The sequence below is a fragment of the Bradyrhizobium sp. USDA 3256 genome, assembly GCF_054058275.1.
In genome coordinates, this window is record NZ_JBSSAE010000002.1 from 1,236,055 (window position 1) to 1,256,593 (window position 20,539).

The 20,539-nt window shown below is 58.9% G+C and carries 23 protein-coding genes and 1 pseudogene; 17 read left to right on the forward strand and 7 right to left on the reverse strand.

The annotated features are described in order from the left end of the window. Nucleotides 1-762 precede the first annotated feature (762 nt). From groES to ACVWY5_RS07575, 10 genes and pseudogenes are all read left to right on the forward strand, one after another. Entirely contained in the window at nucleotides 763-1,077 is a 315-nt protein-coding gene (gene groES, locus ACVWY5_RS07530; protein WP_028337191.1) for a co-chaperone GroES, read from the forward strand. A 48-nt stretch (nucleotides 1,078-1,125) separates the two neighbouring features. Next, nucleotides 1,126-2,751, forward strand: a complete 1,626-nt coding sequence (gene groL, locus ACVWY5_RS07535) for a chaperonin GroEL (RefSeq protein WP_028337190.1) — start codon at nucleotides 1,126-1,128, stop codon at nucleotides 2,749-2,751. Between the two features lie 1,289 nt (nucleotides 2,752-4,040). Further along, a complete protein-coding gene (locus ACVWY5_RS07540; RefSeq protein ID WP_028337188.1) occupies nucleotides 4,041-4,496 on the forward strand; it encodes an Hsp20 family protein in 456 nt (151 codons plus the stop codon). Nucleotides 4,497-4,709: 213 nt separating this feature from the next. Beyond that, nucleotides 4,710-5,027: a hypothetical protein gene (locus ACVWY5_RS07545; RefSeq protein WP_321177084.1), complete on the forward strand. Its 318-nt coding sequence runs from the start codon at nucleotides 4,710-4,712 to the stop codon at nucleotides 5,025-5,027. Beyond that, nucleotides 5,024-5,203, forward strand: a complete 180-nt coding sequence (locus ACVWY5_RS07550) for a hypothetical protein (RefSeq protein WP_028337186.1) — start codon at nucleotides 5,024-5,026, stop codon at nucleotides 5,201-5,203. The genes ACVWY5_RS07545 and ACVWY5_RS07550 overlap by 4 nt, the downstream gene beginning before the upstream one ends. A 20-nt stretch (nucleotides 5,204-5,223) precedes the next feature. Beyond that, nucleotides 5,224-5,415 (forward strand): hypothetical protein, encoded by a 192-nt coding sequence (locus tag ACVWY5_RS07555; protein ID WP_028352357.1) that lies wholly within the window; start codon nucleotides 5,224-5,226, stop codon nucleotides 5,413-5,415. A 187-nt stretch (nucleotides 5,416-5,602) separates the two neighbouring features. Continuing rightward, the gene (locus tag ACVWY5_RS07560; protein ID WP_028337184.1) at nucleotides 5,603-5,824 is read left to right on the forward strand and encodes a hypothetical protein; all 222 of its coding nucleotides are present in this window, start codon (nucleotides 5,603-5,605) and stop codon (nucleotides 5,822-5,824) included. 830 nt (nucleotides 5,825-6,654) lie between these two features. Beyond that, nucleotides 6,655-7,746, forward strand: coding sequence for an IS5 family transposase (locus ACVWY5_RS07565; RefSeq protein WP_431016701.1), 1,092 nt, complete (start codon nucleotides 6,655-6,657; stop codon nucleotides 7,744-7,746). Beyond that, nucleotides 7,746-8,090 carry a hypothetical protein gene (locus ACVWY5_RS07570; protein WP_431016702.1) on the forward strand — a complete coding sequence of 115 codons (345 nt, stop codon included), beginning with the start codon at nucleotides 7,746-7,748 and terminating at the stop codon, nucleotides 8,088-8,090. Before ACVWY5_RS07565 ends, ACVWY5_RS07570 begins: the two co-directional genes overlap by 1 nt. A gap of 753 nt (nucleotides 8,091-8,843) precedes the next feature. Beyond that, a pseudogene (locus ACVWY5_RS07575) lies at nucleotides 8,844-9,072 on the forward strand (DUF3606 domain-containing protein). Here ACVWY5_RS07575 and ACVWY5_RS07580 read toward each other — a convergent pair. Beyond that, entirely contained in the window at nucleotides 9,044-9,394 is a 351-nt protein-coding gene (locus ACVWY5_RS07580) for a hypothetical protein (protein WP_321177175.1), read from the reverse strand. The pseudogene ACVWY5_RS07575 and the gene ACVWY5_RS07580 sit on opposite strands and share 29 nt — an antisense overlap. A 1,018-nt stretch (nucleotides 9,395-10,412) precedes the next feature. Further along, nucleotides 10,413-11,348: a PAS domain S-box protein gene (locus ACVWY5_RS07585; RefSeq protein WP_321177174.1), complete on the reverse strand. Its 936-nt coding sequence runs from the start codon at nucleotides 11,346-11,348 to the stop codon at nucleotides 10,413-10,415. Nucleotides 11,349-11,629: 281 nt separating this feature from the next. Between ACVWY5_RS07585 and ACVWY5_RS07590 the strand changes: the two genes are divergently transcribed. Further along, nucleotides 11,630-11,896, forward strand: a complete 267-nt coding sequence (locus ACVWY5_RS07590) for a hypothetical protein (RefSeq protein ID WP_321177173.1) — start codon at nucleotides 11,630-11,632, stop codon at nucleotides 11,894-11,896. A 775-nt stretch (nucleotides 11,897-12,671) separates the two neighbouring features. Beyond that, nucleotides 12,672-13,085: a hypothetical protein gene (locus ACVWY5_RS07595; RefSeq protein WP_028337871.1), complete on the forward strand. Its 414-nt coding sequence runs from the start codon at nucleotides 12,672-12,674 to the stop codon at nucleotides 13,083-13,085. A gap of 8 nt (nucleotides 13,086-13,093) precedes the next feature. Here ACVWY5_RS07595 and ACVWY5_RS07600 read toward each other — a convergent pair whose 3' ends face one another. The 3 genes from ACVWY5_RS07600 to ACVWY5_RS07610 all read right to left on the reverse strand — a co-directional run bounded on the left by ACVWY5_RS07600 (nucleotide 13,094) and on the right by ACVWY5_RS07610 (nucleotide 15,135). Continuing rightward, entirely contained in the window at nucleotides 13,094-13,279 is a 186-nt protein-coding gene (locus tag ACVWY5_RS07600; protein WP_028337870.1) for a hypothetical protein, read from the reverse strand. A gap of 388 nt (nucleotides 13,280-13,667) precedes the next feature. Next, nucleotides 13,668-13,952: a hypothetical protein gene (locus ACVWY5_RS07605; protein ID WP_080667343.1), complete on the reverse strand. Its 285-nt coding sequence runs from the start codon at nucleotides 13,950-13,952 to the stop codon at nucleotides 13,668-13,670. Nucleotides 13,953-14,997: 1,045 nt separating this feature from the next. Next, nucleotides 14,998-15,135, reverse strand: coding sequence for a hypothetical protein (locus ACVWY5_RS07610; protein WP_244481700.1), 138 nt, complete (start codon nucleotides 15,133-15,135; stop codon nucleotides 14,998-15,000). Nucleotides 15,136-16,022: 887 nt separating this feature from the next. On the opposite strand from ACVWY5_RS07610, the gene ACVWY5_RS07615 reads away from it, so the two are divergent. The 5 genes from ACVWY5_RS07615 (at nucleotide 16,023) to ACVWY5_RS07635 (ending at nucleotide 17,849) form a co-directional block, all read left to right on the forward strand. Then, the gene (locus ACVWY5_RS07615) at nucleotides 16,023-16,478 is read left to right on the forward strand and encodes an Hsp20 family protein (RefSeq protein ID WP_028337868.1); all 456 of its coding nucleotides are present in this window, start codon (nucleotides 16,023-16,025) and stop codon (nucleotides 16,476-16,478) included. Nucleotides 16,479-16,557: 79 nt separating this feature from the next. Next, nucleotides 16,558-16,881 (forward strand): hypothetical protein, encoded by a 324-nt coding sequence (locus ACVWY5_RS07620; protein WP_028337867.1) that lies wholly within the window; start codon nucleotides 16,558-16,560, stop codon nucleotides 16,879-16,881. Between the two features lie 9 nt (nucleotides 16,882-16,890). Next, on the forward strand, nucleotides 16,891-17,196 hold the full coding sequence (locus tag ACVWY5_RS07625; RefSeq protein WP_321177172.1) for a hypothetical protein: 306 nt from the start codon (nucleotides 16,891-16,893) through the stop codon (nucleotides 17,194-17,196). Further along, on the forward strand, nucleotides 17,193-17,375 hold the full coding sequence (locus ACVWY5_RS07630; protein WP_028337866.1) for a hypothetical protein: 183 nt from the start codon (nucleotides 17,193-17,195) through the stop codon (nucleotides 17,373-17,375). Before ACVWY5_RS07625 ends, ACVWY5_RS07630 begins: the two co-directional genes overlap by 4 nt. Nucleotides 17,376-17,642: 267 nt before the next feature. Beyond that, nucleotides 17,643-17,849, forward strand: coding sequence for a DUF3606 domain-containing protein (locus tag ACVWY5_RS07635; RefSeq protein WP_028337865.1), 207 nt, complete (start codon nucleotides 17,643-17,645; stop codon nucleotides 17,847-17,849). Between the two features lie 162 nt (nucleotides 17,850-18,011). On the opposite strand, the gene ACVWY5_RS07640 is transcribed toward ACVWY5_RS07635, so the two are convergent. Both ACVWY5_RS07640 and ACVWY5_RS07645 read right to left on the reverse strand, forming a co-directional pair. Beyond that, the gene (locus ACVWY5_RS07640) at nucleotides 18,012-18,158 is read right to left on the reverse strand and encodes a hypothetical protein (protein ID WP_244481699.1); all 147 of its coding nucleotides are present in this window, start codon (nucleotides 18,156-18,158) and stop codon (nucleotides 18,012-18,014) included. 1,765 nt (nucleotides 18,159-19,923) lie between these two features. After that, nucleotides 19,924-20,115 carry a hypothetical protein gene (locus tag ACVWY5_RS07645; protein WP_028337864.1) on the reverse strand — a complete coding sequence of 64 codons (192 nt, stop codon included), beginning with the start codon at nucleotides 20,113-20,115 and terminating at the stop codon, nucleotides 19,924-19,926. Nucleotides 20,116-20,539: the final 424 nt, after the last annotated feature.

The following is a 20,539-nucleotide window of genomic DNA, read 5'->3' on the forward strand; positions in this document are numbered from 1 at the left end:
ATTGTCCCATCCTCCTGCAACTAACATTGTGCGAGGAACAAATCCTCGGAGCTCGCCAATCCCACATGGGATTCGGCGGCGATCGACTTAGGAGAGCTGGCCCATTTTTCAAGACCGGCTCGCAGTAGAGCGTCCGGCCGGGCGGCGGCGCGCGGCCTGAGGCAGATCATCTCTACGACGCCCCAACAAGGTTGAGGTGCTTTTGACCCAGCTGTTGCCGATCGTCGCCGGCAGCAAATCGAGGAGCACGACCTCCTGAAGGGTGCCGCCGGTCAGGACAAGGAAGATGCTCCTCGTCCAAGGCTCAAACCACATGAAGATCCACGGAGGGGACGAAGTACGTTGACGAACCGTTTCTGTCCTGCTCTCGGTCCACAGCCGGAATTGCCGGATTGATGGCAGGATCCTCTGGACGAATCCATGAAGCTCGCCCGGGTCGGCGCCCAACTTCACGCATCGGTCCTCAGGCACGCCTTGCACTTGTGCGGAAAGCTTCCTGAGCTTCTCAAGCCGGGCAAGCCGACCCTCCGGACTACTTGGAATGACGGTCGTTTACAGTTTGCACGAACCTGCGGCAGCGGTGAGGCGTCGCGAAGCGTCGAAGGTCGCCATCGATAGTAGTTTAGCAGTCGACCAAATGGACTGCCAAAATTTTTTGACCGCCCTCTTGAAGCCCCCTGCCACGAACCTAATTCCTTTCCCGCCGGGGGCCGGTTCCGGCCCCGGTCTATGACATCGCTACACCCATTAAGGAGGATGTGCATCCATTTCCGTCCATTGCACGACCGCGTGCTCGTGCGCCGCATCGACGCCGAGGAAAAGACCGCCGGCGGCATCATCATTCCCGACACAGCAAAGGAGAAGCCGCAAGAAGGCGAGGTCATCGCCGCGGGTCCCGGCGGGCGAAACGAACAAGGCCAGTTGGTCCCGCTCGACGTGAAGGTCGGAGATCGAGTCCTGTTCGGCAAGTGGTCAGGCACCGAGGTGAAGATCGATGGCCAGGATCTGCTGATCATGAAGGAGAGTGATCTTCTCGGCGTCGTCGAACACCACGGCAAGCTGAAGAAGGCGGCGTAAGGTCGCAAAAGAAGCTGACAGTCATCGAATAGAAAGGAGATCAGGATCATGGCTGCCAAGGAAGTCAAATTTTCAACCGAGGCCCGCGAGCGCATGCTGCGGGGCGTGGACACGCTGGCGAATGCGGTGAAAGTCACCCTCGGCCCGAAGGGGCGCAACGTGGTGATCGAGAAGTCATTTGGCGCGCCGCGCATTACCAAGGATGGCGTTACTGTCGCCAAGGAGATCGAGCTCGAAGACAAGTTCGAGAACATGGGCGCCCAGATGGTGCGCGAGGTTGCGTCGAAGACCAACGACCTCGCCGGTGATGGCACGACCACGGCGACTGTTCTGGCGCAAGCCATCGTCAAGGAAGGCGCGAAATCGGTCGCGGCCGGGATGAACCCGATGGATCTCAAGCGAGGCATCGATCTCGCGGTCGACGCCATCGTCAACGACCTCAAGACCCACGCGAAGAAAGTCACGTCTAATGACGAGATCGCTCAGGTCGGCACTATCTCCGCCAATGGTGACAGCGAGATCGGTCGTTTCCTGGCCGATGCGATGCAGAAGGTGGGCAATGAAGGCGTGATTACGGTCGAGGAGGCCAAACACCTCAACACCGAGCTCGAGGTGGTCGAGGGCATGCAGTTCGACCGCGGTTATGTCTCGCCCTATTTTGTTACGAACACCGAGAAAATGCGTGTCGAGCTCGAAGATCCCTACATCCTGATCCACGAGAAGAAATTGTCCGGCCTGCAGTCGATGCTGCCGCTGCTCGAAGGGGTGGTCCAATCCGGCAAGCCGCTCCTCATCGTGGCCGAGGACGTTGAAGGCGAAGCCCTTGCGACGCTTGTCGTCAACCGTCTACGTGGCGGACTTAAGGTCGCGGCCGTGAAGGCGCCGGGCTTCGGCGATCGTCGCAAAGCGATGCTTGAGGATATCGCGATCCTCACCGGCGGCACCGCAATCTCCGAGGACCTTGGCATCAAGCTCGAGAACGTAAAGCTCAACATGCTCGGCCGCGCGAAGAAGGTTGTGATCGACAAGGAGAACACGACCATCGTCAACGGTGCCGGCGCCAAGAAGGACATCGAGGCGCGAGTCGCGCAGATCAAGGCCCAGATCGAGGAGACCACTTCCGACTACGATCGCGAGAAGCTGCAGGAGCGGCTGGCGAAGTTGGCGGGCGGTGTGGCGGTCATCCGCGTCGGCGGCGCAACCGAAGTCGAGGTCAAGGAGCGCAAGGACCGTGTCGACGATGCCCTTCACGCGACACGTGCTGCTGTTGAGGAAGGCATCCTTCCCGGTGGCGGCGTGGCGTTGCTGCGTGCGCTGAAGGCGCTCGATGGTATCAAAACGACAAATTCGGACCAGAAGGCGGGCGTCGACATCGTTCGTCGCGCGATCCAGGTCCCGGCCAGGCAGATCATCCAGAATGCGGGTGAGGACGGCTCGCTGGTCGTCGGCAAGCTCCTCGAAAGCAGCAGCTATAGCTGGGGCTTCAATGCGGCGACCGGCGAATATCAGGACCTCGTGAAAGCCGGTGTGATCGATCCGGCCAAGGTCGTGCGAACCGCCCTGCAGGATGCGGCTTCGGTGGCCTCGCTGTTGATCACTACCGAAGCGCTGGTGGCCGACAAGCCCAAGAAAGCTGAGCTTGCTTCAACGGCCGCGCCACCAATGGACTTCTGACAGGAGCCGCGCCCGGCCGCTTGCGTGGCGGCTGGGCGCGATTTTTGCCGATCAAGGAAACCGAAGATAGATAGGAGGGCATACAGACGCCGCTGCTCGCACGCGGTCTCAAGCTTCGTAACCATCGCATGGGTTAATATTAACGACAGGAGGATGAGATGATCATGGATCACACCATTGGCTCCGCTCGTGCGGAGAAGCGCAAGAACTCCACACAGCGCTTATGGCGCCGTCTTCTGACGGCGTCGCTGGCATCGGCGCTGGCGATGCCATCTCTGGCTGCTTGGGGGCTGAATAGTCCGCCCAGAACGACCGCAATACCCGCTGACGTTCGGCCATCGCCGCCGATTGCGTACCTCGAGTCAATCCGCTGAATGCAGTGGGAAACGAAAGCTCCAAGGCTGAGGATCGACATACTGATGTCGCCCAACGTGACGCCGTGGAGCATCCTGCAACCTGGGCAGGATCGGACCCAACGATGTCCGACCCTTAGCTGACCGCCGTTGAAGTGGAAAGTAGCGCAGGAACTTTGGGCAAAGACCCTGTGCTATTAACCTGTGGTGATGCCGACAGAAGTCGCGCGCCTTTTGAAAGGCCAAAGAGCTTCGGCGACAAGCCTCTGAGATTGCGATAGCGCGGCCAAGGGTCGGTTGTTGACGCTCGCCTTGGACTGCGAGACGAAGGCTAACGAACTGCGAAGCCGGCTGGCAACCTCGCGGTCGGCCAAGGATAAATCGTCCTCTTAGACGATGTTGTCGCCTCGTGTTTTGGCAGGCTGGCAAAGGAATGTTGGTCGCTGTTTATGGTTTCGCGCGATCGCGTCTAGGCGCATGATCGCGTCCAAAACCTTCGCTTGGTCATGCCGGTCTTTGCAGCGAGCCGTAGCTGGCTGTGACGGGCCGGTATGCTTCTTCTCGGTCGCCATGATCGCGCCAGCTCCGAGCGCAAGCGAGCACCTCTGAAGTATCGAGAAGGGAAGTTTTCAGCTCTCAGCAGGGCATCGATCGGATCAGGAAGGGGCGGCATCCATGCGGCCTATTGCATCGCGGTAGATCGGCGCGGCAAGGTTTCTGGAGCGCCGCCAACGGAATCATCATGAGTGGCCGGCGAGGATCACCAATTTTTTTTCTGAGTGGCTCTTGACGCGATCAATCTGCTGCCTAATTTTTGCCGCGCCACCCCAACTTAACGGGGCGGTGTTTGGGTGCCAATCCGGACCCAGACCAGACGGGCACCGGTCGTGTCCCCGGTGCCGTTCATATCCATCTTGCTCCCTGGAGGATTTGGCTATGCGCACATACGACTTCTCTCCTCTCTTCCGGTCAACCATCGGCTTCGACCGTCTTTTCGATCTCGCCGAGATGACCAATCGGTCGGGTGAGGAGGACAACTTTCCCCCCTACAACATTGAACGGCTGGCGGAAGACCGCTATCAGATTGCACTCGCGGTCGCAGGCTTCTCGTCCGACGAGATTTCGGTGACGGCCGAGCAGAACGTACTTACCGTCGAAGGAAACAAGGTCGAAAAGACCGAGCGCGAATACCTCTACCGTGGCATCTCTACCCGGAGGTTCAAGCGGCAGTTCAGCCTGGCCGATTACGTACAGGTCAAAGGCGCCGCATTCGACAACGGGCTCCTCAAGATTGAGCTTGCGCGCGAAATCCCCGAGACCATGAAGCCGCGGCGGATTACGATCAATGCAGCGCAGACGAGACCGCCGCGACAGCTCGAATCTGCGGCCTGACCCGGCCCGAGCTGCGTGCCGGAAATCGGTACGCAGCCTTCACATCGATATCGTCTACAGGACGGAGGCAGCCATGCGGCCGACGACCGCGCTTACCTGTCTGAATGATCTGAAGCCATCATTCCAAAACCAACGAAAGTTCGAGCATCCGCTGGGAGATAAGCGCCTCGCATGCGCTCGACAATGCGTCGCCTTGCAGCCTAGGAGCCTGCCATGACCGATATCAAGCTACCAAAGCAAGTCGTGGACAGGATTGAAGCCCGGTGGTCGTCAAGTTATTGCTCGAAGGAGACGCAACATTCCAGATTGATCGACCAGCGCCTTAAACAACTGCGAGAGCACCGAAACAACATCCGCCGTTATCGCTGGCTTATGGGTACGCAGCTCTTCGACTTGGAGCGTCAGTTCATCGAGAGGCGCCTCGCCGAGGGGCTTGATGTCATGCAATGTGTGGCATCTAGCGTCCCGCCTCTCGGCGCACGCCCGATGTCGATCCCGGCCGCCGAGACATCGGGAGAAAACCACCCATGATCGACCTTCAGGCGATACTCATTCGCGGTAGCGAGAAGATCATCGGTCATTACCAGTATCTCCTTGATACCGCGACCTCGGAACTGGAGCGCGAGGGCTTTCGCCAACGCATCCACGAAGAGCAGCAACTGCTGGACAAGCTTCGCCAGCCTGAGCTGCGCGCCCGCGCGGCGTGATGGAAGGATTGTTCGGCAGTATGAGTGAGCTGAAGAGTTTACCCTTGGACGAGGCTATCCGACTTCGCTGGGTCTTGCGGGATATTCGCGCCAAACGCTTTGTCGTCAGTCCGCTCGATCCTGCCGACGTTCAGAAGCTCAATCAGATGGGGTTCGTCGAAATTCAGGATACGCTCCCTGTCCTGACGGCCGCGGGTATGGCTGAGATTTGAAATGCAAAAGATGACCCTCCGCGATGAGCGGATTGCGGAGGTTGAAAGATACACTTGCTTCGCTACTAACCGTCGTATGGAAAGATACAAAGGTGCCGAGCAACTGTGATGGAGTAGTAACTGCGCGCATCGTTGGTCTGCGGCGGAGAATATTGATCATCGACCTGCGCAGGCTCAGGAGTAAAAGATGTCGATCTACCTGCAGACGCAAATCCGCGAAATGAAGCCAACAGAGATTAGCCGTATCGTGACAGCTTACGAACGAACTTTGCATGCACTCTGTGTCAAAGACGGCGACGACCCACTGACGGAAATGATCGCGAAGACGGTCATCAAGGTCGCACAAACGGACATTGCGGACCCTTCGGAAATATCCGCCCGGGCGATCAAGGTACTGGAAATCCGGTAGTGGATGCGAAGCCGAACCAAAGGGAAGTGTCCCGCATGATACTTACTCACGCTTCGGCGATGCAGGCTTGTCCGATATGTGCTCCGTTAAGCCAAGCCGACTGTCGCCCAGTAACGCTGATGGTTGATGAAAATCGTTCGACTGCGTAGCTTGGTCCGCAGCTGACTCTGTTCGGATGCAAGACTTTAATGGCCAAGCGACGCATTTTGACAATCCGACGAGAAGTCTTGTGTGGCCGCATCAAACGATGCGCTGCTATCGCCTTAGAACTTCCGCTAGGCAGCGTGCGAACAGCTCTAGAGAATCTCGAGCGGGAGTATCTGCGTGACCTCGACGCACTGCAGCAGCAGGAGATCTCGCGACGCACTGCAGCATCGGGAGATCTCGCTCCAGCAAACGGGCAAGAGGTCGATACCATTTCGAACCGAAGCGGCTCGCTTGAATCTTGCCCGCGCAGCGAGGCGACGAAGGAAGGTGACGCACCATCACTCGGCAAAAAGTGGCACGGACATTACTAAGCTCGGGAAGGGTAGTGCAGAAGGTGATCGCTGACGCGCCTGCAAATGCGCTGTCGTGCGACCTGAGGGCTGAACACGCTCATGGCCGGCAGACCGCCCACAAAGCGGTGACCAGAGAGTCAGATCTCCCCGCTTGGGTCGAAACAAGCCGAATAGAGCTAAGACCTTCTATGTGGGCGCTAACATGGTCTTGCGCGGCCGAGATGAGAGTTTCTACGGCGGATCGATTGCACTAGCAGGCTGTTGAAAAAGGCGTTCGCCGTGGACCCGTGACCGTGATTCATTGGCTCCGACGGGATTCGGAGATCATGCGTGCGCGGCGGCGACAATCGAACGGGCGAGCTGTTCAGCTATGTTGATCTGGAGGCGCGGGTGCGGCGTGATCATCCGCTGCGAGCGATCCGGACGATTGTGAACGAGGGGCTGTCGGCGCTGGAGCGCGAGTTTGCCGCGCTTTATTCGCCGATCGGACGGCCGTCGATCCCGCCGGAGAAGCTGCTGCGGGCGATGCTGTTGCAGGCGTTTTATTCGATCCGCTCGGAGCGGCTTCTGATGGAGCGGCTGGAATACGATCTGCTGTTCCGGTGGTTCGTCGGAATCGGTATCGACGACGCAGTCTGGGACCATTCTGTGTTCTCGAAGAACCGCGACCGGCTGCTGGAAGGCGACATCGCGGCCAAGTTCCTGGCGGCGGTGCTGGCGCAGCCCAAGGTGACGAAGCTCCTGTCGAGCGATCACTTCTCGGTCGATGGCACGCTGATCGAGGCCTGGGCCTCGATGAAGAGCGTGAAGCCGAAGGACGGCTCTGGCGAGCCGCCGGCGCCAGGCGGCGGGCGCAATGCTGAAGCGGACTTCCACGGCCAGAAACGCTCCAACGACACCCATGCTTCGACCACCGATCCCGATGCCAGGCTGTACCGCAAGGGTAAAGGCAAGGAGACGAAGCTGTGCTTCATCGGGCATGGGCTGATGGAGAACCGCCACGGCCTGCTGGTCGACGCCTGCCTGACGCTGGCGAACGGCCATGCCGAACGGGTGGCCGCGCTGCACATGATCGAGCCGCGTGCCGACCGGCCGACAGCGATCACACTTGGCGCCGACAAAGCCTATGATGCAGAAGACTTCGTCAACGAGCTGCGCTCGATGAACGTGACGCCGCATGTTGCGCAGAACACCAGCGGCCGCAGCTCCGCGATCGACGGGCGAACGACCCGGCACAGCGGCTATGCCGTCAGCCAGCGCATCCGCAAGCGCATCGAGGAGGCATTCGGCTGGATCAAGACGGTCGCCGGGCAAGAAAAGACCTGCTTCCGGGGCCGTGATCGCGTCGCATGGGCCTTTACCTTCGCTTCTGCCGCCTACAATCTGGTGCGGCTGCCCAAGCTGATAGCGGAGGACGCCTGATGGCCAAGGTGCCTGGCTTCGCCAAGGCCTTTGCCGGCCGCTGGCGCATCGCCGACATGGACAACTGGGACAGCGACTTCCTCGATCTTGTCGAAGAGGCGCATCTCACCTTCCAGGGTAAGTCCGACGGTGAAATTGCCTTCGGTGCGCTAAAGGGCTTTCTCGACGTCCGCTACGGCGCGCGAGACGGTTCGGCCTGCGCGGAGTTCTCATGGGAAGGGCACGACGAGAATGACCCCGTCTGCGGTCGCGGGTGGGTTATGATCGGCACTGCTGGCAGGCTCGTTGGCCACTTCTACATCCACAATGGCGACGATTCAGGCTTCGTTTGCGAACGCGGCTGAGTTCTTCAACAGCCTGCTAGGGATGCTTCGGATTTAGGTGCAAGCCAGTTTCGATGATCATCACCTGGGTAATCCCGTCTTCAGGGCGGACTCACGATCCATGGAAATCGCTTGGTCCGATCATGGCCACCCTTGGCGATCACCTGGACGCGATCTCGGTCGTGCACGAGACGCAGGCGATAGCCGTCATACTTGATCTCATGAAACCACTAGGGCCAGGCCGGAACCAGTTTCCAACGTCAGCAGTCACGAATTTAAGCATGCTAGGTGCTGAGGGACAGTTTTGCGAGTTAAGCCCCGTCCTCTCTTGGAACTTTTCCGCTCATTCGGTTTTCTGCATTTTTGGTACATCAACGTCAGCTTTGGAGAGAGGAGCTATGAAGCGGCGGCGCAGAGTAAAGCAGATATACCCCCTTGAAGAACGCCTTACCAAGGAAGCCAGAGAGCTACGTAGACGGGCTAAGGCACTCCCCCCAGGTCGAGAGCGCGAGTCGCTGCTAAGACGAGCGAGGCACGACGAAACCACTGCCCATTTGGCGGAGTGGCTTCTGTCCGCAAGCCCGCGTGCGCCGATCTAAGGAGGCCACACCATGCAAATGGATCACCACCATTTCGATGGCGTGGAAGTCGCCTTCGTCTGCGCTGCGGCGGTGTCGTTTGCAGTGCTCATCGCCAGTATTACTTGGCTTTTCATGCGATGAGATCTCCCCGATTTTCCGGATAGGATCTGGCGGCGCGATTTGGAAGGCCTGAATGGCGAAGAAAGCGAAGAAGCAGGCCGCGTGCGGCCGCAAGCAGGATCGTGCGCGCGTCACCGGCGGTCAGGATTACGAGGTGAGCTACGAGGCGAGGAAAACCCGGAAGTCGGCGGCGTCGAAGAAGGCCCGTCAAGAAGGTCGGCAATAGCCGCAAGCGAGTTGAGCGCCTGGCTCGGGATGGCGATGAAAAAGTCGCTAGGACGGTACCTTCGAAGCGTCGTTAGCAATGCGTCGCTCGCGGCAGAGCGGCATAGGAGCGATGAACGTGCCCCGGCTCTTGCCCCCGAAGACCCGGGGTACATTCGCGATCATCGCCGTGAACCGGATGAAGCGCTGCTTTCTCCACTGGGATTTCACGCCGGATATCTTGGAGCACTGAGTCGCCCAGCTGCGCACTGGCCCCGGCTTCTGCGATCGCTGGGCCATTTCCTTTTCGGGAACAAAGTTGCAATCGGCGACGTTTAGGCACCGCTTGGTTTGAGTGGTTTCCTTGGCCTCAGCTGGTGCTCCCTCGCTGGGGCCATTTTCTTTTCTGAGCGCAGCCATGACGAACGCCGAGATGTGGATTCTCATCATCGTAGTTTTGGGCGTCATCGGCGTAGTGTTGGTTGGGGATCTTATCTTTTTTTGACGGCTACAGCTTCTTATCGGCTGCTGCGGCATTCGCGAATTAGGGCACGCTATCTGAGTTGCCTATGCAAATGCAGGGAGAGCTTTTCCGTGGCATCCTGTAACCGTGTGTCATCTCACCACATGTAATATCGTTCTGGCACTCGTCGTCGGCGTTGGCTCCTCCTCTAATAGCCGATCCCTTAGGTGATGACGTCGACCCGGCCCCAGCGGGGTAACCCCTCGCTGGGGCCGTTTTCTAAAAAGCCTCCAACTGGCGCTGGCCTCCGTCTGGGACACTTCGCCGCTCCGTGATTTTACGGAATCAGCATCCGTGCCGTTTGATTCTAGGATTTCAAGTGCCGGGGCTAGTTTTCATTCCGAAGCAATTTTCATTTGTCCGGCAAGGGGCCGTCGCGTGATCGGCCCCTTTTTGATTCAGCGGGTACCCTCGCTGGAGGTATCAAAGTCCGGGCTTGCGAATCGAATTGGGCCTGGCAGGATAGTTGCGCCTATCTGGCAGCGTCGGCCCCAGCACTGGCCCGTCGGCCCCCAGAGTGTTGGGCCATCATTTTGGTTGGACACGCCGTCGAACGTACCAGTGAACTTCGTAAATTACGAAGCGCGATTCACGAAGGTTAACGACGCCGCTCCTGAAACATTGCAACGGTCGCCCTCCTGACAGGGAGAATAGACATGGAAGACATGAACGGAGTGGAGCGGACATTTGCGTCTGTTACGGTGCTGGGTGTCTTGGTTCTCATCGCCAGCATGACCGCATACGCGTTTAGCTAGGCCGTGTACCTATAAACCCGGCGGCGTCATGTGACTGGTGAGTACGTCCGCTTTACTTCTATAGCGACCATTGCGACCAAGTTCGTGGGGCAGCGCAATATGTCGCGATGGGCCATGAGGAGAGTTGGTGGCTAAGAGCAGCGGAGCCAAGCTATTGGGATTACGTCGGAACGGCGATTTCGCAAACTAGTCCTTCCGCGCGCCAGTCAAAGAGCACCTTGCCGCCAAGTGGGGCGATCGTTCCTTCGATGAGGCGACTACCAAAGCCCTTGCGTTCGGGCGCAGTTACCCTCGGACCGCCCAATTCGGTCCAGCGAAGCATTAGCTGTCCATCCTCGGTGCGTGACCACGCCAATCTAATCCGGCCTTTAGCGTTAGATAGCGCTCCATACTTGGCAGCGTTGGTTGCCAATTCATGTAAAACCACAGCAATCGCCTGCGCAGCGGTGGGTTCTATTACGGTTTGCAGCCCCTCCATCACAATCCGCTTTACGTGGCCTTCTTGGAGATAAGGGGCGAGCTCCTGCTCGGCGATCGCCGAGACTTCTGCTCCGACCCACCGCGTTTCAACAAACAGCGAGTGAACATTTGCCAACGCTTGGATGCGCCCGCTGATCACTTCCTTGAGGCTCTCGGAGCTGTCAGACCGAGAAAGATTGATAATTGCCTGTACGTTCGCGAGGATGTTCTTGCTTCGGTGCTCCGCCTCGCGAGCCAGAATGCTAATCTGCTCCTGAGTTCGTTTCTGCTCGGTAATATCTCGAGCAATCTTTGATGCGCCAACGATGTTGCCGTGGGCATCTTTGACGGGAGAAACGGTCAGCGAAACGATGATTGAGCTACCATCCTTACGTCGCCGAACAGTCTCAAAATGGTCGATGCGCTCACCTCGTCGAATGCGAGTTAAAATCTGACGTTCTTCGCTTTGTCGGTCCTCCGGGATCACAAGTGTAATAGGCCGGCCGATCGCCTCGGCGGCCGCGTAGCCGAAGATGCGCTCTGCCGCCTTATTCCAGCTTGTAATAATGCCATCGAGATTTTTGCTAACGATCACGTCGTCACTGGATTCAACTATGGCGGCCAGCAGATTGGCCAAGCGCTCGGCACGTTCCAGGGCCGGCTCGCTGACGAGAGGTTCGCGTTGAAGTCCCGACTCTCTTCTTGGCGCCAAGATAAGCCCCCAAAACCAGATGTTGCACTGCCGTTGGTGCCCCAATCATAGCACCGAACGCAAAGGCAAGAAGGTCTCCATTGGCACGGTTTCAGCGGTAATTGTCGATCCCTTCTACTCCGTAAGCGTCCAACCGGGGCCTGCCCGGCGCATTTACTTAGGCGTGTCAGGAGCCATGTCCCACTCCAGTTCCGGCCTTATCTTATGTGAAGATTTTTGAAACGAATCCCTCGATGCCGCTTTTATTGCTCATGCAAAAGGCGACCGAGGTTCATCTAGTCCGCGTGACGACCGATGACGGCGAGGTCCAAATCTGGCTCGCTGCGACCTCGCGCGAAGAAGCCGTTGACCGAGTGCTGGACGCTATCCCGGAGGGATGGGCTGTTAGCCTCATTCAGCGACAGCTCGCCGCCGATCACCTCCCTATCCTCAACATGGCGATCGGAGAAGTGCGCCGGCATCAGGTGTCCTGAAGAAACGGCTCAGCACTTTGGGGGTGGCCTAGGGCCGGTGCTGAGGCCAGTTGTAGATCGGGCGCGAACCCGACGAGCCATTGTTAGCACGCTCCCGATTGCTACTTTGTGCGCGGCACGCAGGAACTCACCATAGGACGGAAGCATCTGATTGACGCTTCTGGTCAGCCAACCGCCCCCGACTGCCAGAAGAAAACCCGTATCGGCTCGTCTCGCCGACTATGACGGTGGGGCGGAGAAACAATTCCATCTCAGGCTACGGCCTTGGAAACGGCACCACGTCGCCATCCGCGGCGCGGATCACCACCCGGGACAGCTCCATGACGGCAAAAGCTTGGTCTTCGAGCGTGCATGGTGACCCGAATATTCAAGTTCGTCTGCCACTTCCGCGGCCTCCGCCGGTGCATCAAGACAACAATTGTTCTGGTGACAGGGTTCCAACGATGCACGGGGACTTTCTTGCGGCCGCGTTTAATGCGGAGTTCGTTCGCAATGCCACAAGCTGGCCGCGCTTGAACGGGTACGAGAAGGTCTTTTCCCGGGCTGCGCGATCTTGACCGACGCCTTGCGTTGGAGCGGCCGCTAATACGCAATTTGTCGTGCTATTGCGGGCTGCACCAGCAAGCGCAGTAATTCAGCCCATGCGAGACTTTCCCACCAAGATCACGTTCGTCGAGATGCGCGAAACGGGGGCAACGCGCGTCATTGTTTTCTGCAAAGACTACCGCTGTTCTTACAACGTCACAGTGGATGGTCGGTCGCATTCGACCTTATATTGCTGTCCGGCAACCGGGCAGCCTCGTCAGCCCTCAACGGAGCCAGGCGGCGCTATCAGACCGGGGCCGTCAGCTCCGCCGCTGTTCCGGCGCTGGAAGGTATCGCAAAGCACAGACAGGCCGCCGCAGACCCCAGCGCATCCACCACGGCGACCGATGCCACTGAGTATCGCTCCGAGGCCTATTGGGATGCCGACGACCATCAATCGGCATGCTGCCATGCGGAGAAAGACGCGGCATGGAATCTGGCTCCAACGACTCCCACCATGGCCAACGTCGCGGCGGTTCTCGAGTACGTGAACCGGTACGAAGACGCGGGCGAGGAATGGCCCGGCACCGACACGATCGGCCCGGAGGGCTGGCACTACAAGCTAAGGCAGACGATGGCCGTTGCAGCCGTCAACTTAGCCTAGCGACCGGTTCACGCCCCGGCGGGTTTCCCCCTTAACGCAATTTCCATTGTTTCCGGCGGTCGACCGCGGCGCGCACTATGTTCGGTCATGGCTTTCACCGCCTCATCTTCGTCGGCGCAAAAAGCGATGCTTCGCCGATCGGCAAACACGAGCCACTGGCGAAGGCCAACTTCCCTGATGACGTACTCGGTCATTTTCGAGCGTCCTGCAGCGAGTGGACTGCATCTTATGCAAACGACGTTGCTGTTCCATTAATCAGAAGCCGGCCCAGACGGTGAGCGCGCACCGAAAGGGGCAAGTCTTTCATTTCGAATGGAAAGGCAAAGTCGAGTATGCAGAGAGCGCTATCGAAGGCGCGGGCTTTGCCGTGACGGGTGCCGCTGTTCGATAAGCCGATTCCGGATCATCTGCCTGACTGGGGGACGGCCTGGATCTGATCCCAAAAAGTACGCCGCCGGGCTTGAAATGCAGTATCCCGGCGGCGGTCTTCCAACTGGCCCTGTCCCCGCAACACAGCGGTAGCAGCGCGGTCAACACACGCGAGTGATGCAGATCAATCCTACCGACGGGCTTTTGCGCTCGTCACCAGCGGCGATAACCGCCGTGATAGCCGTAACCCCTATGATAGCCGTAGCCCCTGTGCACGTATCCGTAACGACGGACGCCGTAGCCACGATAGCCGTAGCCGTAGCCGTACCGCCTGTAGACGGGCGCCGTGCGGACACAGCCGTTCGGGCCGCAGACTACGGCGACGTTCTCGACGTTTGAAGCGGGAGAAAGTGTGGCGAGCGGCATCGCCGACGCGCTTGCTGCCGCAGCAAGGCTGCCGAGCGCAGCAAGTCCAACAAGTGCAAATTTAAGTTTCATGGTTTCCTCTCGTGGAATCTAAGGCCCCCAAACTGTAGGAAGTTGAATGTGAATGCTGGATGAGCAGGCCGGCCGTTTTTGCGTGACGAAAATGCGGCGCGCTTATGCTCTGCGCGGGATGTCCCCAGCGGCCCCTAGGAGCATCCGGAACGAGGAGGGTGCCAAGGTCCAGACTAGCTAAATGCGATAACGAGCAGGCCCGAGCGCCCGCTCGGCTCATCTCCAGCTGGCGAGATGAACGGCCGAATTTGTGTCCGGCTGGGGAGCGCCCATCGTGGCCCATACGGCAATGCCGATGGCCAGCGCGACCAACATAGTCTTGGTAATGATTTTATTGCCATGCATACTGGAGACGCCTCTCTCACGCGTGCAGTCGCCAAATCTCAAAAGTACGCCGCCGGGCCCGAAATGGTTTGTCCCGGCGGCGCCCTGTCATTCCCGGCGCTGGGGCCCTGAAAATCCAAGTATCGGTTACCTAGCAGGCCTTTGCGTCAAACGACTGTTGCTTGGCTCACACAGACGTTTGGAAGAAGAGCCGGTGCCTGGGCCGCACGCCAGCTCCTCCCGAAACGGACCGCCATGTGTCATCCCGAACGTCCCGTCCCACAGAAAAGCGTGCGACCCTCTGGTCGCTGATCTCCCGACGACCCCTGTAAAATCGACATCGGTTTTCGGCGCTGGCGGGATCTGGCGGCAAGTCGTGAAGACAAACCCGGCCTTGCTGCATTGCCACCGGTCACCGAGCGCAACATTACTTGTGGCGGGACGGGGCGCAGCCAATACGAAAAGGACGGCGGCGCAGGCCACCAGATTTGCGATCACCAGCACGCGTACTTTGCGAATCCGCCGTGAACCCTTCGCCGTCGCTCCTTTCGAGAGAAATGGCGGGGCTAGGCACCGTTCTTCGAGCTGACTTCGCCACGTACGCAAATTGGCTTCGTCGAGAACAAGCGGCAGTACCCGGAGTCATGCATATGCTCCCGCGACAGATTGCCCAACGGTCGGCAGTTAAAAATTGAATTTAAGCATGCCCGAGAGGTAAGTATCAGATTTTGCGAATCTGCGCCGCTTGGTTCGCCAGCCCCTCCGCTAAAATCTCAGCTTGTTCTTTGGTTAGCTTCTCGGCAAAGGGGCCATCTTTTCTTATCTGCGCTGGCCCTTTGAGTTCGCTGTCGTAGACCATCCAACCAGTGCTTCCTTTCCGAACGAGGAAGCGGCTTCGCATCGGGCGTCCAATTAATTCCATTGCAACTACCATCCGTGAAATACCAACCCGGCAATTAACGTCTAGGGTGTGGGCGCCCAGTCATTGAACTATGTGAATTGGCGGCGATCAAGTTCGCAGTGAACTGGAAGCGGCCCCAACCTGGGAGCCGCCAACCCGAGCGATACGGGTTTTCTTCTGGCAGTCGGGGGGCACCTTGGCTGACTAGAAGCGTCAATTAGACGCTATGCCGTCTCGATGGTTCCTTGCCCGCCGGGCGTTCAGGGAAAAAAATCCAGCGAGATTCACAGACGTTATTTCCGGAGCCGGGCCTCATTTGGGAGGCTCCTAGCAACGGGGCACGTAATTTTCATTTCGTATTTTTTCAGCCCTGATAGCGACGATCGCTGCTTCTCGGCGGACAGCGGCTCGGCGATCCGACTTGACCCAAGCATGATCCGGATGCTGGGGCCTTTTCGATTAGGAACGAAGTGGATGCAGTGGCATTGGCTGCCCTGTTCTGTGCCGCATCGCTACCGGCACTGAGAACGTCCAGTAAACTGGCCCCAGCTTCCACGGTCGCCGGGGCCGCTTTTCGGGGTGCCCTTAGTCCTTCGGCCGGTGCCGACGAATTTGCGCCCCCCGGCTTTCACGTCCGCGTTCGGCTGATGCGCTTACGTATCCAGCGGTCCTAACCGCAAAAATTTTTTCGACCGGGTTCTTGACAGGGCATCTCCGATTTTTATTTTTCTCGCGCCAGCCCCATCGCGGAGGCTGGGGCCTGGTCGCCCTCGGGGCCAGGCGAGACGGGCACCGGTCGTGTCCGGTGCCGTCCATATCCATCTTGCTCTATGGAGGATTTGGCTATGCGCACATACGACTTCTCTCCCCTGTTCCGGTCGACCATCGGATTCGACCGGCTCTTTGATCTCGCCGAAGCAGCCCACCGGGCCGGCGAAGATCACTACCCGCCCTACAACATCGAACGGCTGTCCGAAGACCGCTATCAGATCGTGCTCGCGATCGCCGGTTTTGCGCCCGACGAAATTTCTGTCACGGCGGAGCAGAACGTTCTGACTGTCGAAGGCGTCAAGGTCGAAAAGGCCGAGCGCGAATACATCTATCAGGGCATCTCGACGCGCAGGTTCAAGCGCCAGTTCAGCCTGGCCGATTACGTCGAGGTCAAGAGCGCGGCGTTCGACAACGGGCTTCTCAGGATCGAGCTGGCGCGCGAGGTGCCGGAGGCGATGAAGCCGCGACGCATCGCCATCAATGCGGCGTCGAACACGGCGCCCCGACAGCTGGAAAGCGTCGCCGCCTGATCGAAACGGCGAAGCCGCGTCCGACGAACGGGACGCGGCTTCGTCTTCTCAGCAACTCGTCTTTCGAACGGAGGCATCCATGCGGCCGACGACCGCGCCTGCTCATAACGTTATTGGCTTTCATCTGCCGACTTGCACCCACCACGAATATGAGACCCCGCACGATGTGGTGCGGGATCCTCGCCTGAGCCTCGCCGAGAAGCGCGCTCTCCTGGCATCCTGGGCCTCGGACGCCAGCGCTGTAGCGTCCAATCCCGCCTTGCGGGCATCCAAGGGGCTCAAATCGCCCGTTCCTGTCCGCGACATCCTCGAAGCGCTTCGCGCGCTCGACGGCGATCCGCGCCATCCGCCAGGCGGCCGGCCTGCCCGCCTGCGCTCCGTCGACCGCTGCCTGGCTGCATAGGAGCGCGAGATGACAGACATCAGGCTACCGAAGCAGGTCATCGACCGCCTCGAGGGACGCTGGCGGTCAAGATTTGGACAGGCAAGGCGCCGGAGCTCAGAACTGTTCGACCACCGGCTTGAACAGCTGCGCGCTCACCGCAACAATATTCATCGGTATCGGCGACTGCTGCAGACCCAGCTCTCCGACCTCGAGCGTGAATTCATTGAAAGACGGCTCGCCGAAGAAGTCACGGCGATGCAAGGCCTCGCGGCCGACATTCCGCCACTTCCCTCCTCGTTCGATCGCGCGGCTTGCGAGGAGATCACGTCATGAATGGGCTGCAACAACTGCTCATAAGAGGCAGCGAAAAAGTCATCGGTCACTATCAATTCCTGCTGGATAGCGCGACCTCGGAACAAGAGCGCGAACGCTATCGACGGAGGATCGAGGAAGAACGCCGGATACTAGGCCGGTTGCTCGATAGCGACGTTCAATCGACATGCGCCGCGTGAGGCATCGCGTTCGCGCCGGGCTGGCGCCGGTAGGCACGACTGTAGCGCTGCTCGACAGGCAGGGCAGAAATGACCAGACTGTGTCTCAGTCGGCGTTGCGGCGCGGCTTGGCGGGCGCCTTCTTCGCCTTGGTGGATTTCGCGGGCGGCGCCTTGCCACCGCTCTGGATGCTCTGCTTCAAGGCGTCCATCAGGTTGAATACGTTGCTCGGGGCGGGCTCGTTGTTCCCCGATTTGCCGCGACGGAACTGCGGCGCGATTGGGAGGCCTGAATGGCAAAGAATGCAAGAAGCAGATCGCGCGTGGTCGCAAGCAGGACCGTGCGCGCGTCGCCGGCGGGCAGGATTACGAGGTGAGCTATGAGGCGAAGAAAGCCCGGAAGTCGGCAGCGTCGGTGAAGAAGGCCGTCAAGAAGGTCGGCAACAGCCGCAAGCAAGTTGAACACCGGCTCGGGTCGGCAATGAAAAGTCGTTAGGAACGGCGCCTTCGATGCGTCGTTAGCAATGCGCCGCTCCTCGGCAGAGCGACATCGGGCGAATGAACGTGCCCCGGCTCTTGCCCCGAAGATTCGGGGCATGTTCGCGAAAGGCGCGGTTTCGTCAGTTAGAAGGGGCGCAGTCTAGCGCCCTGATCTGACCTATTGCGTTGAAGGCCAGCATCGCTCCGTTTTCTGACTTGTCAGCCCCTCGGCTACAATCTCAGCTTGTTCTTTGGTGAGCTTCTCGGCAAAGCGGCCATTTTTCTTTATCTGCGCTGGCCCCTTGAGCTCGCTGTCGTAGACCATCCAGCCAGTGCTTCCTCTTCGAACGAGGTGCCGGCCTCGCATCGGTCTGCCAATAAATTCCATTTGCAACCACCACCTGTGAAAACTCGCCCCGCGATTGTGTCCAGGATGAGATGACACTCATTGAACTATGTGAACGAGCGGCCATCAAAACAAAAGCGGCCCCAACCGGGGCCGCCAACCCGAGCGATACGGGTTTTCTTCTGGCAGTCGGGGGGGCACCTTGGCTGACCAGAAGCGTCAATTAGACGCTATGCCGTCTCGATGGTTCCTTGCCCGCCGGGCGTTCAGGGAAAAAAATCCAGCGAGATTCACAGACGTTATTTCCGGAGCCGGGCCTCATTTGGGAGGCTCCTAGCAACGGGGCACGTAATTTTCATTTCGTATTTTTTCGGCCCTGATAACGACGATCGCTGCTTCTCGGCGGACAGCGGTTCGGCGATCCGACTTGGCCCCAGCATGATCCGGATGCTGGGGCCTTTTCGATTAGGAACGAAGCGGATGCATCGGCATTGATGGGCCTGTTCGGTGCCGCATCGCTACCGGCATTGAGAACGCCCAGCCACTGGCCCCAGCTTCCACAGTCGCTGGGGTCTTTTTCTTCGAATGTTTCTCAGGTTGAATTTCGCAGCGCCAAGAGCCGTTTCAAGGGCGCTCTCGAATAGCGCCTGCGCTTGCTCGAACATTTCGAGCAATTCCCGAGCCTCTGCCTCATTATAACACGTGCCCCTCGCAATCCGCTCGCGTTGGTTTGCCACAATGCGACGCCCATCCTGAACATGCTTTTCTGCGACTGTTATTTGCTCATCTAAAGTTGGCATGAGCTCTGGCCTGCAAATCTTCGGCTCCACCCATATTATCCGGTTCCGGGCGACAGAATAAAATGGCAATTGCAAAGGGAGGCGCTAACGTTGGTTTGTCGGGTTCGCGCCCGACCATCCCACTGGCCTCAGCGCCGGCCTCAAGGCCCCCAAAGGTGCTGGGGCCTTTTCTATGGCTGCTAGGAACGAGCATGGCCGAAGCTTGTTCATCTGACGAATGCGGCACATCAGCCCGACCAAGCCGCATTCTGACAGTGTGAGTGGAAAGCCCCATGGCCCCAGCGTGCTCCCAAGCGCTGGGGCCTTTTCGGTTCGGGAACAACTTGCAACTAACGTAGTTTAGGATCGGTACGACGAGGAGTGGGACTAACCTACCGGCCTCAGCGCTCTCCCGGGCGCCGGGGCCGTTTCTTATGACACGGTCCCTGACATGCCTAAGTGAATGCGGAAACCTCCAGCCGGCCTCACCCGCAAGATACCGGGGTGGCAAACTTCAAAGAGCATTGCTAATCGAGGCGCGGGGGTCACGCCCCCGACATCAAAAAGGAACACTTGGCCCCGGCTTCCCGCTGGGGCCGTTTTTGTTAGGCAGCCGATTCGCTTGTGCAAATACTGGAACATGGGCGCTGGCACAGACTACACATGTTCAGGTTCGATCACGTTGATGGTGTTGAGTTCAGCTTGCTTGGCGACGCTATCGTTTATCGCTCTCATCGTCGGCGTCACGGCTCTTCTGATCGGCTGAACTGGCGTAACTCCTCATGGATGATCCAAGCAAAGAAAAAAGTCCGGCTCGCGCCGGACTTCGTAGTCCAGGCCGAATTTCGAGATAGCGCTGCTTCTCGGCTGCCACGACGTCGAGAGCCTTTCAGCACCTCATTCACGCGACCGGAATTGTCTGCGGCGATGGATGGAGAATGGAGAGGCCGCCAACTGAGGCGGCCTCAGCCCAAAGGCGAGCGCAGCCATTCGGTCATCTGGGCGGCAGCGTCGTTCTGCCGGGCCTTCTTCAGCAGCATCTCTTTTTCGATACCTGGGGGAAGAGTCTTAGCTTCTTGACGCAGGCTCTTGGCCTCTTCGGTAAGACGCTCTTCGAGGGAAGTGATCTGCTTCACGCGGCGGCGGCGCTTCTTCATGGCGCAGCTCCGTTTCTTGGTTTGTCACAATGAGTGTCAACCAGCGGGTAGGAGCGCCGTTCCTAGAGTGGTTTCCTTGACCTCAGCTGGTGCTCCCTCGCTGGGGCCGTTTTCTAGCAAGCCGCCAACTGGGGGCGACTCTTCCGCGTCGTTGTTTGCGGAACGGCGCGATTGTCGGACTTCCTTGCCTCCAGTTTGATCAGCTTTAGTCTGGCACTCAGTCGGCGCAACCTGGCTCGTGCCCGCTTGGCTGAGGTATCAAGTTGGACGCCCACGATCCTGCGCTTCGCCATATTTGCTTTCCTCTGCGGGAAAGGCTCCTGCGTCTTGCGGCCGAGGAAACTGTCTGCCGGCCGCTTGAGTAGATCAACCGCCCGCGCCACGATCTCCTCAACAAGCGCGATCTGCTTGGTAATTGCTTCAA

What these genes read in the sequence shown, in the direction of transcription:
- groL (WP_028337190.1), top strand. Translation starts at nt 1,126, where the DNA reads ATGGCTGCCAAGGAAGTCAAATTTTCAACCGAGGCCCGCGAGCGCATG.
- ACVWY5_RS07540 (WP_028337188.1), top strand. Translation starts at nt 4,041, where the DNA reads ATGCGCACATACGACTTCTCTCCTCTCTTCCGGTCAACCATCGGCTTC.
- ACVWY5_RS07545 (WP_321177084.1), top strand. Translation starts at nt 4,710, where the DNA reads ATGACCGATATCAAGCTACCAAAGCAAGTCGTGGACAGGATTGAAGCC.
- ACVWY5_RS07550 (WP_028337186.1), top strand. Translation starts at nt 5,024, where the DNA reads ATGATCGACCTTCAGGCGATACTCATTCGCGGTAGCGAGAAGATCATC.
- ACVWY5_RS07555 (WP_028352357.1), top strand. Translation starts at nt 5,224, where the DNA reads ATGAGTGAGCTGAAGAGTTTACCCTTGGACGAGGCTATCCGACTTCGC.
- ACVWY5_RS07560 (WP_028337184.1), top strand. Translation starts at nt 5,603, where the DNA reads ATGTCGATCTACCTGCAGACGCAAATCCGCGAAATGAAGCCAACAGAG.
- ACVWY5_RS07570 (WP_431016702.1), top strand. Translation starts at nt 7,746, where the DNA reads ATGGCCAAGGTGCCTGGCTTCGCCAAGGCCTTTGCCGGCCGCTGGCGC.
- ACVWY5_RS07580 (WP_321177175.1), bottom strand. Translation starts at nt 9,394, where the DNA reads ATGGCTGCGCTCAGAAAAGAAAATGGCCCCAGCGAGGGAGCACCAGCT.
- ACVWY5_RS07600 (WP_028337870.1), bottom strand. Translation starts at nt 13,279, where the DNA reads ATGACCGAGTACGTCATCAGGGAAGTTGGCCTTCGCCAGTGGCTCGTG.
- ACVWY5_RS07605 (WP_080667343.1), bottom strand. Translation starts at nt 13,952, where the DNA reads ATGAAACTTAAATTTGCACTTGTTGGACTTGCTGCGCTCGGCAGCCTT.
- ACVWY5_RS07610 (WP_244481700.1), bottom strand. Translation starts at nt 15,135, where the DNA reads ATGGTCTACGACAGCGAACTCAAAGGGCCAGCGCAGATAAGAAAAGAT.
- ACVWY5_RS07615 (WP_028337868.1), top strand. Translation starts at nt 16,023, where the DNA reads ATGCGCACATACGACTTCTCTCCCCTGTTCCGGTCGACCATCGGATTC.
- ACVWY5_RS07620 (WP_028337867.1), top strand. Translation starts at nt 16,558, where the DNA reads ATGCGGCCGACGACCGCGCCTGCTCATAACGTTATTGGCTTTCATCTG.
- ACVWY5_RS07625 (WP_321177172.1), top strand. Translation starts at nt 16,891, where the DNA reads ATGACAGACATCAGGCTACCGAAGCAGGTCATCGACCGCCTCGAGGGA.
- ACVWY5_RS07630 (WP_028337866.1), top strand. Translation starts at nt 17,193, where the DNA reads ATGAATGGGCTGCAACAACTGCTCATAAGAGGCAGCGAAAAAGTCATC.
- ACVWY5_RS07640 (WP_244481699.1), bottom strand. Translation starts at nt 18,158, where the DNA reads ATGGTCTACGACAGCGAGCTCAAGGGGCCAGCGCAGATAAAGAAAAAT.
- ACVWY5_RS07645 (WP_028337864.1), bottom strand. Translation starts at nt 20,115, where the DNA reads ATGAAGAAGCGCCGCCGCCGCGTGAAGCAGATCACTTCCCTCGAAGAG.